This is a genomic window from Bacillus cereus group sp. N6 (assembly GCF_016483705.1).
GTDB lineage: Bacteria > Bacillota > Bacilli > Bacillales > Bacillaceae_G > Bacillus_A > Bacillus_A wiedmannii.
The window spans coordinates 200,381-214,565 of the sequence record NZ_JAEHBI010000004.1 but is presented as its reverse complement, the minus strand read 5'-3'; the positions used below and the strand labels follow the sequence as shown (position 1 = coordinate 214,565).

The window sequence follows — 14,185 nt, the reverse complement described above, 5'->3', positions numbered from 1 at the left end:
CCTAGTTATTAATAATCTGGCAAAGAAATGTTGCTCTTTGTTTTAAATCCTGTCTGGTAATTGGTACTTCTTTTAATCCTGCATGTGTTTGATTCCAAGCAAGATCCTCATTACCGTCTTTGTCTACCCTTCTCCATAGAAACTGATTGTTTTGTAATTGGCTTGTTACGTCAGTAGAACCTTTGTACACTTGAGCCTTTAATGTCGTTGAAACAATACCTTGTTTAAAGAACATTCCATTTGTACTTATTATTTCTACACGATAAGGAGTTCGTTTTTCTATTTCTTGAAGAAGTTCACCGGGGCTATAACCTGGTTCAAACTGTGTATCTGGTCCGATCTGAACCATACCAGCTTTAATCTTTCCAGTAGTTATTTGGTCCGCATGTAATTCTCCTGTATAGAAACCATCTTCAGTCATGAATGAACCGTCACCAGTCCACTCAGTTACGATGTTTCCTTTTTGGAGCATTGGTCTACAGAAATAAGAATCTCCGTTTTTAGGATGGTAGATTCGCAAACGAACTCTTGTCGTTCCTGCAGGGGCAGTTTCTGTAACACTAATACGTTGCCATATATCATTTCCTGTTAATATAGATGTGGTGATTTTTGATTTGATACGAGCTGAGTCATTGTGGTATTCGACTTCCACTCTAGGATGTCCACCATCATAAGCGGAGAGATTTTTTGTAAGAACATATACAGAAGCAGAGTAGTTTTCTCCTACACTTGCGGGAACAAACTTAGAATATGCACTTGAATTTTGCAGAGGTTTTCCAGTGGTAAATAAGTGAAGACTATTTGTGGTATTTAAACGAACAATTTCACTTACTTCAGAAGTACTAAAGTTTGAATCGAGAGTCCAATCTATTGTTCCTTTTCTAAATGTTGCATTCGATACTAAGTTTCTACTCGTCATCTGAATAGAACCAGCAGTCACTTTGTTAGCACTTAACGTTTTTATGTGAGCATCTGTAATACTAGCTTGTGCGATTTCCGCTTCACCAATAGCTCCTTTGTCAATTACCCCACTACCTGCAACAATAGAACCTACTTGGAGATGGTTTGCGTTAACAGATTTTGCTGCTAACTCTCTTGCAGTAATAGATTCCGCTACCAACTTATCAGCAGTAACTGTATTGGCTGCAATATGCTTTTTGCCATCAATTGCTCCTTCTTGGATTTTCGGATTCGTAATGGCCCCGTCTGTAATACCTTCTGAATAAACACCCTTCTCATCGTACAGAACAGTTACTCCATCAGCACCACGAACACGTAATCCATACAGGGATCCATCAGCATTAACATCACCAATAGATACACGTTCAACAGGTGTTTTTTGATTATCAAAAACCTGCAATCTATTGCCTGTAATTCTTAAATGGCCATTAGTTCCTTGTAGGGTAACTTGTCCAGTATCAATCGTACCTGCAACAATCTTATTAGCTACTAAGCTAACAATCTTTGCATCTGTGATACTACCGTCGGCAATTTGTGCGGAATCAACCGTACCTTCACCAATAATAGCTCCATCAATAAAAGCATGTTCGATACTTGCATTAATCGCTTCAATTATAGAAGCTTGTAATCTATCGAAGTCAGCACTTCCTGCTGAGATCTCTAAAGCTTCGATTAATCCTGCTGAAATGTTTTCAGCTTTTAAGGAACCAATTTGAGCAGCATCGATTTTAGCTTGTCCTGCATAAAGGTTAATAGCTTCAACAACCATACCTTTAATATGACTTGCAGTTAAGGTACCAATCTTTGCAGAGTCAATTACCGCGGTTTCAATTGAGGCATTGATTGCTTCAATTACAGCTGCCTTGATATGGTCTGCATCAAGTTGGCCAATCTTTGCTGAATCAATTACAGCTTCTCCTGCATATAAATTAACAGCTTCAACAACTGCTCCTTTAATATGCTCTGCTGATAATTCACCGATTACAGCATTATCAATTAAGGCTGAACCAACAGAAATGTTTGAAGCATAGATATTGATTGCATCAATAACATTGGCTGCGATGTGTTCTGCAGATAGTTCACCAATAACAGCTGTATTGATTTTAGCTGTACCAATATAAGCGTTAATTGCTTCAATGATATTGGTCTTGATTGCTTCGATATTAAGTACCCCTGATTTAATAGCTCCTGCATCAATGTAATCAATAACACCACCGTGTAAGAAGTCGTTTCCTGCTAGTGCATCATAACCACCGGGACCATTCTTAGATACAGCAGCAGGCGAGTTATTGATTGCCCTGATAACAGTATCCTTAATTGAATCCGGAGTTGCACCGCTTCCAGTTAATCCAGAGATTTTCGAATAATGGATTAGGTGGTCATTATCGTTAATTGCATTAACAAGAGTTTCAACACCTTCAGAACCATAAATAGCACTTGCGAAATCAATTGCGCTACCAGGGACTTGTTTATCTTGCCATGTGTAGATTGAAGGATTTAATCCTACTCCTTTTATGTAGCATTCGTTTTTTACCTTATCGAAGACAAGACTTCCTTTAGAGAAAGAACGTGATGTAGCAGTTGCTTCTTCTACGTAGACTGGATTTTGTGCTTTCCATTTTCCTAATTCGAAACCATGAAGATATCTTTCCACTTTCTCATTTAAAGCGTATCGACTTTGAGGAACGAGACTGTATCCATCTAAGTTATACAGTGTAGATAACATTTTTCCGTATAGGTAAAGCCTATTGTTGTCATTACTTGCATCTGCTGTATCTTCAACGAATATTTGAATGCCTCTTTCTTTTTGAGCCTTGTTTAAATTGAAAACAACGGAAGGAATTACGATAGGATTGTTTTTAGCACCATTTAAAACGAATACGTCTTGTGCTAAATAAATGTCATCTTTCGATGTTTTAAGGTCTTGTTGCTGAGGGTTGTTTTTATGGGGTTTGTTAAATAATGTGGTTTCTATTTCACCTGTAATAACAGCTGACATTCCTTTTGCATGAATGTATTGAAGAATTTGGTTTTGCTGCGATCTGTTCCATCCATTTTCAAATCCGAAATTAGATAGCAGAACTCCATGAAAACCTTTAGATTCGAACCATGTTATATCAGCTTCAATGTTATTTAAAACAACATTAGGGTAATTGATAATACCGTATAGCAGTGTTCCACTCTTCTTAACTTCATCTATGAAGAAATTAAAGTTAGTAGATTCTTCTTTATTAATCATGACATGAGGAATGTAACTGAAAGCATTGATTCGTTTTTCGATGGAATCATACGTATTAATAGATGCACCTCTATAACCAACGAATAACGGGCTACCAAAATCAGATATGGCTGCCTTATCTACTTTCTTATTAAGTGCATCTGAGACCGTGCTTCCTAGCTCTTTAAAGTTAATGACGCGCTCTATCTGTTCAATAGATTCCTGAAGTTCATTAACATCTTCAGACATGACGTAATCTCCATTAGGATCCCCGTCATATTGTGCATCCTTTTTACGGACAAACTCAGAATAAGGCACAGGGAAAATCAATTCCTTTTCCATACATTCACCTACTTTGTCTTTAATATGTTTCTTTTATAACCATTACAAAATACTTTTGCTATAAAAAACGGGACGGAATTATCCGCCCCATTGGTTAATAGTTACTTCCCATTTTCGGTTGCTTTTCTATAATTCCATTTCGTCCATCACACTTCACCCATTTACGTAAGTTTTGATCATAGATTTCAACTTCAAAATGAGTAAGGTTCGGATCGTCAACATAACTCCACTGTAGGTGGGTTGTATCTGTCTCCTTGTCATAGTACTGAAATGCTCCTAATGGATAGTTCATACTAATCACTCCCATTCAATAATGCAGTACGTTCCGTAAGCAACGTGCTTATCAATAACTTCTTTTGCGTATTCTTCTGATAAGTTACCGCCGTATTCAGTTAGAATCGATTTAGGAAGTGCAATAATTAGGACACCATTTCGGTAAAATGCTTTTCCATCCCAATTACCAATATCCCAATAACGTTGTCTTCCCTGTACTCTTTCATCGATTGTCTTAGTTGATAACGATTCAGAGATACCACCACCGCGAGTACGTGCATCCATAACAACTACATCTTTAACGCTCGTATGCTCTCTTACTTGAACCTTAGCAAGCAATAAATACATCGGGTTTGATTGCTGAATGTTTCTCCACTCTTCCCTACTGAAGCAGTGACGAATTGAGTTTCCATTTTGAGAATCAGGAACAATGTAGATATGGATAAGCTTATTAAGAAGCTTTGAAGATGGAACTTTCTTGTACTCTACCTTTTGAACACCATTTACATAAGTTGTCATCGGAAGAGTTGAATAATGTCCCACTGATGGGTTGAGGTCTAAATGAAGGAATGTTCGAAGTGTTTCATTGTAGAAGCCCTTGTATTCGTAGAAATTATCGAAATAAGAATACTTAGCAAATAAATCATCTTTAAACGAAATGTTTTCTTTTAAGAAGAAGATTCCGTTTTGGATATCATAATCATTTGCTGTTAACTCTTGGTTTTCGAAATAACCATAGTCTGCATATACAGGCCCAACTGGTTCAAATTTAAAGACTACTTTCCCTTTTTCATAATCGATTCGATAGTTTGTAGCAGGAATTGTATTGGCTGAAGTCGCCTTGCCTTTAGTTGTTTTTAGAACTGGTACCGGTTGTATCAACCAGTTTTCTTTTGAACCATACATGATTACTTCTTTCGTAACTGAATCAATACGTTTATTTTCTAATAAATCATTAGACATTTTTGTATTCTTATAGATTCGCTTATACAGACGGAAGTTGCGATGCTCATAAGTAGCGTACACTTTACCAGTTATGTTTCTACCTGGGAAGAAAACAGTACCCTCGTCATGATTAATTTCAAATGGATACTCTTCGAAAATCTCCACGATGTTTCCGTTGTTTGCAGCATCTATAAAAATGTGAACCTTATCGTTACGAATCCAGTCTTTTTGTTTAGCTCGGAACAATGTTCCTGCAGAATTCGCTAAGCCCTCAACTAAAAGCTGTTCTTTTTCTACAAAGCCTTGGCTTACAAACAGATTGTTATGAGGTACTTTTACTGTAGAAGGAGTAATGTATTCCATCTCATTTTCTACTGTCATAATTCCAATAGAAGGATTGAAGATCTGAGAAGCGTATTCGTTGACCTGATACTTCTCTTTTTTCATAACTCGTTCTTTGTACTGATTCATTACAGCAGGATTATTACTAGCATGTAGCTCTGACCACTCTTTATATCCAAGGTCATCCTTAACGAATTGCCCGTTATGAATTCTTAAATACCAGTTCTCTTTCGCATCCTTTGTTTGAGGAAGTTCACTATAAACACGACGGTCATCAATTAACTTCAATCCAAAGTTTCGCTTAGAAGCTCTTATTGTTTCGAATCCAGTTTCAGCATGAAGAACAAAACTTGGTTTGTCTGTTGCCCAGAAAATATCTTTATGGCCAATAACAAGATCTCCACTGTAGAACCATTCCATGCCTGTTTTACGGTCAAATAGTTTTAGGTTAACTAAATTGTTTTCCTCTAAACTTTCTGAACCAAGTGCAATCTTGTAGAAGATTTTGTTCTTGTCATACCACTCTTTCCCGCTTGGTACTGGAGGAAGCAGCGTATGTAAGTAGCCTAGATTCTTTAATCCTTCTGTTTTACGAATTGACTTAGAATAAGCAACTGGTGGTCCATACATTCGTTCATAACGACCAAACTCTAGTCCTGTTCCTGGGTCTACTCCAAAGGAAATCCATTGATGAATAAATGGCATGATCGTGTATGTGAATGGAATTTCTGGTGTAGCTCTAGTGATGTCTGCATTTTCAAAGCCTTCTGCTTCAATATCAATCGTTGTAGCGTTTGGTTTAATACTGAAGACATAGAGAGGTTTCTCTCCTTCATTTTGCGCAACACCTCTAACTGCTCCGATTGTATCTAATGTAACATCGTCAAAGCTTGCTTTACCGAAACCATTTCCATCTACAAAGCCTAAACGAATCTTAATGTTTTGGGGTTTATCGATGTGGAAATTCGTTTCTAGCTTAACCCAATCTTTCTTCCCTGTAATAGAAATAGAAGAAGAAATTTTTTCGCCCTGTAAGTTATAGATACCGATTTTAACACCATCTGTTGTAATCCCTCGTACTTGATCAATGGTTGCCCATACAGTCACCTTGTAATCATCAATAGATAAATAGATATCTTCACTCTCCCAAAAGGCATGAGCGCCTGTTGTTCCGTTTGATGAATCTAAAGACACCTGACGAACCCCAAATAAGCTTTTTGTGGAATCATGTGTGAATGTAACAGTTTGACCAGCTAATTTCTTCGTATTCCATGAAGGGATTGCATTTACTGTATCAGCTGTCCAAGAAGTAATAGGCTGTCCGCCTGCATCCACTTGGCCACTTTCAAATCCACTATTGTTAACTGGAATTGATTTATCACCATCTACAGCATGTTCATACACTCCTGTCGCATTATAGAACCAAGGTTTACAGTAGATTTTCACATACTCTTTACAGTTCTTATAAAGGATTTTTTTAGCGACAATTTGGTTTGCATTGTAATCACTTCTGTCATTAATATAAACATCCGTATTGTTTACTTTGTATTCCTGAGCAAATAAATTGTCTCGGTGATATACGAAGTCATTTCTCCAAGGAGTAAATACCCACTGTTCTTCTGAATGATAAAGGATTGAGTTCAAGACAAGGTTTACACTCTCTTTTTGATTGTGGTAAAAGGCTCTAAATATTCCACAGTTAGAAACAAGAACAGTACCTTTATCAAACATTGTTTTCTTAATAATAGAAGGACCGCCATTTAAGTGTTTTACAATTGTATCCCACTGCGTACTTTCTTCATCTTGTCCAAATAAGATAGCCGGAGAAATATCTGCATAGCCTAAAGCACCAACGTTTTGAATTGGTAGTAAACGACTAATATATGGAGAGTCTTTTTTAATTTCCTTAACTCCAAATTCATTGCTGCTTGACGAAAACCCGATATCAGAAATAAATGTATTACCTTTGCTCGTTTTGAAATCAAGAATATTAATTCCACTACCAGCATTATCTATCCAAATCGTACCGCCATTTTTTAAGTAATGCTCAAACTTGTCTTTAAACATAGATAAGTCCGCTTTACCGTAACCAGTTATAACGAGTAAATCATAATCCTCATAATGATGATCTGGCATATCGAGGTTAACTGCCCAATATCGAACATCTTTTTTCAAGAGATCTACTTCTGTTGGATGTGGGTTTTGTAATTCTATATATTTTGGAAGTGATAGGTGTTCATTGATTGTCTTACCAATAGAAGATAAGTTTTCAACATTGATTACCGATTGAACAAAGCTAAATCCAATATTCATCTTACCTGGGTTTGTTTCACTCAATTTGGTTTTTAGTCTCGCTTCGACACGATGCTTAAATAATTGAGGAGTACGTGTTTGATAATTTGCAATCATAACATCAGATGTTGCATAGAAAGAAAAGTCATTCCCCTTCTCTTCAATTGCATACACTTTCAAATGTTTGTATTTGTCTGGATCGGATTCCATTTCAGTAATGATATCTTCAAACTCATCCATTGTTACTTGTTCGAAAAATGGATATGCATTAAGCACTTCTTCTTTTAATTCGGTTTGCTTAATATCACTTCTGTAGTTAGGGTATACTGCCTTGTATGTAACATCTTTGTTGTTACGGAAATTTGTAAATACAACAATACGGTATATGAAATTATCCTCACGAATTAATTGAACCTTGTACACATCATCCTCGTCCAATGGTCCTCCGTTGGCTTCTATACGAATGCTGTTGCCTACATAGACTAAATCATTTCGTTTATCTAATACTACTTCTTCTAAAGGTATAGCATCCTGTTCAGTCTCAGAAGAAAAGCCACCTAGATAAGGAATAACTTGAGCAGTTCTTGCATCGAAACGACCCTTTAACTCCATCTGATAAAATACTGGTTTTGGAGTATCTTGACGGTTCTTACGAATAGTAAATTCATCTGTTACATAGACTGCATCAGTAGGAAAAATAGCTTGTCCGGATTCTGTTTCTAATAAGAATTTACTGTTTGGATAAACCATGTAATCCTTCTCTATGAAATTAGACAATCCGTTTTCTTTAATTTGAGAAGAAACATCTTCTAATAAGATGTTCTCCTCGGGTGATACAGATTTCGATTGTACATATGCAAGGTTTGCACTATTCTTAGGAACTTTATTACCAATACGAATAGCATACCCGCGGTTTCTTTGACCACTACGAACAAGGTCTTTATGAGGTTGCAGCTGCATGGTTTGTATCCTCCCATTCTTTCAACTTGTTTAAGATAACAGTCAATTCATTATCTTTTTGATTTGTTTCTAAAACTAAAATCTCGTCCATTGTAACGCGACCGTCTTGGTTGAAATCTAAGATAGAGAAAAGTACCTCATCTTCATATTTCTCTACACCCTCATACATAAGGAGGTAGTTAATAATTTTTGTTTTTGCAGTTAATAAGTTCTTCTCACTTTTAGCTAACTGAACTTTGTCTGGTTTTAATACTGGGCTTAGTAACATCTTATAGCAAACACCAATATTGTTATCTTTATCTGTGATCCAAATATAGTCTTCTACAATCTCACCTGTACGTTTTGCTTGAATATATGGAGCGTGATATTGATATAGATATTGTCCTGAACGTTTTTGTGCTTCAACTGCATCTCTTGATACATGTCTAGAAACAAATCCTTTAGAAGCAATAATCTCCAAGTTGGAGTGAGATAAGAAGTTTCCTTGATAATCAAGTGGCTCGATAATAAGCGTTGAGAAGCTCGCGCCATCTGCATGTAATCGGTCTGGCGTAGCTGTGATTCTAAAGCTATCTGTCTTATTTATTGTGTTCGTAATATATAAGAACCCTTCATGATTCTGATTTTGAATTGGATTCATATCGATCATGGTTGCTAGCTTCTTCGGTTCACCATAACGGTTTCCTTCTTGATACACAATTCTTTTCCCGCCATCATGTTTAGCGAAATCAATTCGGTAACCATCAACAGCTTTGATATTGTAATCAATTGTGTAAGTATCATTTACTTGATATGTTGCATAAAGGGTTTTGTTTTTCAGTACTGCCTTTCTGTTTGTGTGGAAAGAGAAGTAGAATCTCTTGCCCTCAATTCTGTAAGGCTCACCTATTTTTTCTCCATCCTCTGTACGGATAGCAATATCCCTGAATTGTTCATCAAGGTTATTGTACGCAACCTCAACGTAATCACTCTTACCATCATACTGGAATGGTTCTTGATTCCACGTTTGATATGCTCCTGTTTCATGATTAAAGAATGATACTTTTTGTAACGTATCTCCATTCTCTTTTTGCACTAGAATTGGTGAATGGTCAATTGGAGCTACAGGGATTTCAGACCAAGTAACATTCTGGCCACTTATTCCTCCATCAAATAAAGATTGCATAACCGCAAAAGGTAGTTGTGTTTTAATGTTAGAAGTAGCTGGCAATTTGTTATTGAACAATGCCCACTCCTCTAAAATAACTTCTTCCTGAACAGGTGTTGCTTCACTTGCAAAAATCAATTCTTGAGGAGTTGTAAGTAGGAGTCCTGTATTTAAAGCTTTCGCATTTTCACCATTAATAGTTAATTCAATACCTTCATCATTCCAACTGCAAAGGAATTCATATGATGTACTTCCTTCAAGTGTTTTTGGGATGGTAATTGAACTCGCACCAACGGTATAAGATAAATTAGTTCCACGTACTGCAAGAGATAGCTCATTTGTGTCTGAACGGAAAAGAGTCTGGTCTTTATCAATACGGTTTTTTGTAGTTAGTTTTAAATAGATGCTGCCCGCTTTTTTATCAAATAAGTTCTTTACTGGAAACTTTAATGATGACCCCTTACGAACTACTGAACTAGTAACACTAGAATTCGGTATGTACGGCGTAGGATCTACACGGTCTTCTAATTGGTGTTTTCCCACGATAAGAATTTCATTTGTTTGGAATAACAGAGTAATTGTTTGTGGGGTTGCTACATTGAAAGTTTGAGAGATGTAAGATAAGTCTCCTTTTGAAATAGCAATCTGTTGTAGAGTTGTACTTCCCGACTTAATTAGACACTCACCGTTTCCTTGAGCATTAAATGAAAGTGTATGGTCTTTCGCAAGTAGAGAGATAGATTGAGAGAATGTGGCTTTCTTAGATGCAGATCCTAAGAGTTTAACATATTCATGGTCTTCTATTTTAATTGTTTTTACCTCGACTCCCCCACTATCTACATTACTTGTCCACGCAGTAGATTGAGGTTCTTGTATTTCACAAGAATAAAAGATTTCTCCTGCTTCCCCATACACACGAACCTGTCCATTAACGAATAAAGCAGATTCGAATTTGAAAACTGTTTTATTGTTAAAAGTAACTGTAAAGTGAGACCCATCTGAAGAGATTGTTAGAGTATTAGAATCTAAGATATTATCCTTTACATCTATAACTCCATAAATCTTCTCAGAATCCTTTACAATTCCACCTATATGTAACTGGTTTTCTTTATCTAAAGAAGCAAATAAGAAGTTTCCATCACTTAAATATTTAGGGATTAATACCACTTTTTCCGTCGGCTTAGAAAACGAGAATACTACTTTACTATCTTCATAAAGTTCATTAGAAATAGAAACATATCCCGCGCTTTGGAATGCAATAGCGTTTGGTATTGTAGCATGTTTAATAATTGTTCCAGGATTAGTGAACATTTCTGCACCACCTTTTTATTGATTTCTTTTGACAATCTAACCTTTATTTCTTATTAATGTCCATAAGAAAAGGAGAGGAATCTCTCCCCTCCTTAACTAAACTAGAATGATGTTGCATTAAAGACTTTAGCCTTTTTCCAACTGTCGTTTTCAAACACTGAATCTTTAACCATGTTGCTACTAGTAGGTAATAACATTGCCCCGATTCCAGTTGGTCCATTTACATATTCAATACCATCAGCTGTCGGTAATTCTTTTTCAGTTAATACCGTTTTTAATGGCTCAGAATATAGGTAATGTTCCTGTTCTTTTAGGTAGTAGTAACCTTTCTGAATTTCAGGATGCCAATTCTTACTTGGATCTTTTCCATTCAGAGCCCCTACTAAGAACTTTTTACCGTTGATATCTTGAACACTTGTTTCTACCCACAAGTCATTATCCTCAATAATATATCCGATATTCTTGTAGATACCATCATATCCTTCGAAAGATTGAGGAATAGGAAGTTCTAGTTTGAAGTCTTCTGTTGGTGTACAAACTCCATCAAATACTTTTACTTCAGGTGAACGCCATACAATATCTGTTCCCATTTTTTCAAAGTAAGCTGTATCTAAATGAACTTTCACACTATCTACTTCACGACGCTTATAGACAACAACGTATTCTTCTCCTGCTGCAGGCTCTAGTACTCCTGCTTGAGATGGAGACCAATCAATGTAGTTGCTCTTTAATTTGAAGTCACCTGTTTTTAAAGTATCGTTCCAAATGTGATATGTTACACTGCCTTTCTTACAGGAAACAATCTCAACAACATCACTCAAAGGAAGTGGATCCATTCCATTTGCATCTGCACCTCTGACCATTTCAGCTGTAAGAAGTTCAGAAGTTCTATATGTAACTTCAAGAGGAAGGTGTTTCCCATTCCAGTCAATAGGAATAAAGGATTCATCAATTCTGACTCCATTTTTCTTATGAACAGAATCCTCAATAATAGAAATCTCATAAGGCATAGCATTTTCGAACTCAGCTTCAGGAGCTAGTGCAGGAAGAATGATATTTGGAGGGATGATGATTATGTCCCCTGCTTTCAATTCTTCAATTGATTCATTCGCTATTTTCAGGTCTTGTACATGAACATCGTACTTAGTAGCAATACTTTCCCATGTATCACCATTTACTACTGTATATTCACGATTAAAATCTGCAAGAGTTGAAAGGTTGAATTGTGTACGAACAAATTCACCGCGGATATCATTCGCATTAATGACACCATTATAGATTTTTTCTTCTGATGCCCAATCCACATACCCTTTTGGAGGAGTGTTTGGAACCTTAATACTTATTGGTTCACTTGAGAAGTCTGTAACGTTTACGCCATGATCTTTGTCATAGACTGAGTTATGACTAGATTTTTGCGTATAAACGGTACCGTTTTTAAACAATAGAGAAACATCACTGTTCTTAGATGTGTTTGGCATCGTAATAAGTTGGTCCTTCACTAATGTTCCATCCTCATTCAGAAGAATATCCTTATTGATAGCTTTAATTGCAGTTACCGTTGTGTTATACATTTCAGCTACATCATTCAATGTTTGTCCATTAACAACTTTGTGTACTTCGTTTGGCCATCCATTTTGAATGTAATAACGGTACTTGAGATTAGGTAGTAAGAATGGTGTGAATGTAGAATCTAGTTCTCTTTCGTAAGGCCTTAAATACTGAACCTTCCCTGCACCATATTGGTAATGCATAAGGACTCCTGTTTTTTGTCCAAACTCCAACTTCCTTTGAATAGCTTTTGCAATTACTTCATCAGATGCAGATGTAGACTTACCTGTTCTAGATCCCTTGTTCTCTTCTGATTTAAGGTAAACCATAACATCAGACGGTCTTCTTGTTTGATCTGTAAGCTCATACTTTTGTTGAGCAGAAGTAATTTGTTGCTGGTTGAATGGAATTTGATTTGAGGTACTAGGATACTTGAATGCATAATCACTAATCTTTTGAAGTGATTTTCTACCTGTACTTAAACCATCTACCGCAGAAACATCTTTATTGATTACATTGACTACTTCTTTGTATAAGATGTTTTGGTAAATATCTATAAGGTCAACTACCGGCGTTCCTCTTACTGAAGAACGTGTCATTTCTACAGTTAGGAAATATGGTTGAGGAGAGAACTTCATCGCTCGATCTTTTACATTCATCGGGTTATCAATTACTTGAAGAAGATTTCGAGGGTCTTTTTGATTCGTTCTTGTTTTAGAGAAAACATAAGATATCTTAGTGTTACTTGCATCTTTAGGAGAGAATGCCTGTGTGCTCCAATTTAACAATGCAGTTGTTTTACTGAAATCAAATTTAGTTCCTTCATTAATTGGTCCTAGTGTTACACTATGATTTGTTGCTCCGCGTTTTAATCGAAGACGATTTGTATTTTGACGATATGGTGCTGTTATCGGGCCCCAGAATATATTGTCTCGACTAGAAGAAGAACGAATATTCATTTCAGTACCAGTTGGTTGCTTCTGAATAAAACGTATCTTACTTGCATACTTGAATGTCTTACCAACACTTGTTGCCACTTGTGTCATATCGATTTTAACAGTGTAATCACCATTCTGATCATATAGCCCACTGTCTTCTGAACGTAATTCAACCTTATCAATAATTGGAGAAGTAGCATTATCCGAAGATAGTAAAATTATTTTCCCTTGAACATAACGAACGTTTTGATACAATGTTACGCTCTGTCCTGTACATAAATAATCCTGTCCCTGAACAAATGCTTTCGTTAAAGTAATCGGCTCCCATTGCGACCATGTAGTTTTATTGGCAGAGGTACGAATTTCAATATTGAAATCACTTGTTCTTAATTTACCTCCAACAATGATTGCATCTGCTGTTGTATCAAGCGCCTGGATAACTACTTTATAATCACCAAAACCGTAAGAATCAAAAGCGATTTTTTCTACTTTATTTGGGTTTGTTAAAGATAATGTATTGATTGACTTTGTTTGTTTCTCTACCCATTGGTAGGTTTCTGATACTAATTCTTCTTTAAATAACTTCGCTTCGATGTTCTGAGTACCCACGTTTTGAAGTCGTACATGAACTTCCAAATTGTCACCTGTAGCTAAGAATTCCACTGGTGTATTAGCAGTTCTTGTTTTAATATCAGTACCCGATACTGTCCATTTGGTTGCATCGGTTCTTGTAAATTCTCTGCTTGTTGCTGCATAAAAAGTAGAAGGCAATTGTGCTTGGATTTTCGCATCAATATGATAGCTAAAAGGTTCTTGAGCATCAAATTCTTCTGTTAGATAATCTCCATAAAATGCTTTTAGTCGTCCATATAATGAACTAGAATAAAAGTTTCTTTGGTACTGTGCCAA

5 protein-coding genes are annotated in these 14,185 nt (G+C 36.3%); all 5 read right to left on the bottom strand.

Annotation, left to right across the window (positions count from 1 at the left end; genetic code table 11):
• Position 1: 1 nt before the first annotated feature.
• Positions 2 to 3,520 (bottom strand): autotransporter outer membrane beta-barrel domain-containing protein, encoded by a 3,519-nt coding sequence (locus JDS99_RS05870; RefSeq protein ID WP_199694750.1) that lies wholly within the window; start codon positions 3,518 to 3,520, stop codon positions 2 to 4.
• Positions 3,521 to 3,614: 94 nt separating this feature from the next.
• Entirely contained in the window at positions 3,615 to 3,812 is a 198-nt protein-coding gene (locus JDS99_RS05865) for a hypothetical protein (protein ID WP_085782632.1), read from the bottom strand.
• Positions 3,813 to 3,817: 5 nt separating this feature from the next.
• On the bottom strand, positions 3,818 to 8,332 hold the full coding sequence (locus JDS99_RS05860) for a hypothetical protein (RefSeq protein ID WP_199694749.1): 4,515 nt from the start codon (positions 8,330 to 8,332) through the stop codon (positions 3,818 to 3,820).
• Positions 8,313 to 10,790: a hypothetical protein gene (locus tag JDS99_RS05855; protein ID WP_199694748.1), complete on the bottom strand. Its 2,478-nt coding sequence runs from the start codon at positions 10,788 to 10,790 to the stop codon at positions 8,313 to 8,315. The genes JDS99_RS05860 and JDS99_RS05855 overlap by 20 nt, the downstream gene beginning before the upstream one ends.
• Positions 10,791 to 10,891: 101 nt before the next feature.
• Positions 10,892 to 14,185, bottom strand: a complete 3,294-nt coding sequence (locus tag JDS99_RS05850) for a LysM peptidoglycan-binding domain-containing protein (protein WP_199694747.1) — start codon at positions 14,183 to 14,185, stop codon at positions 10,892 to 10,894.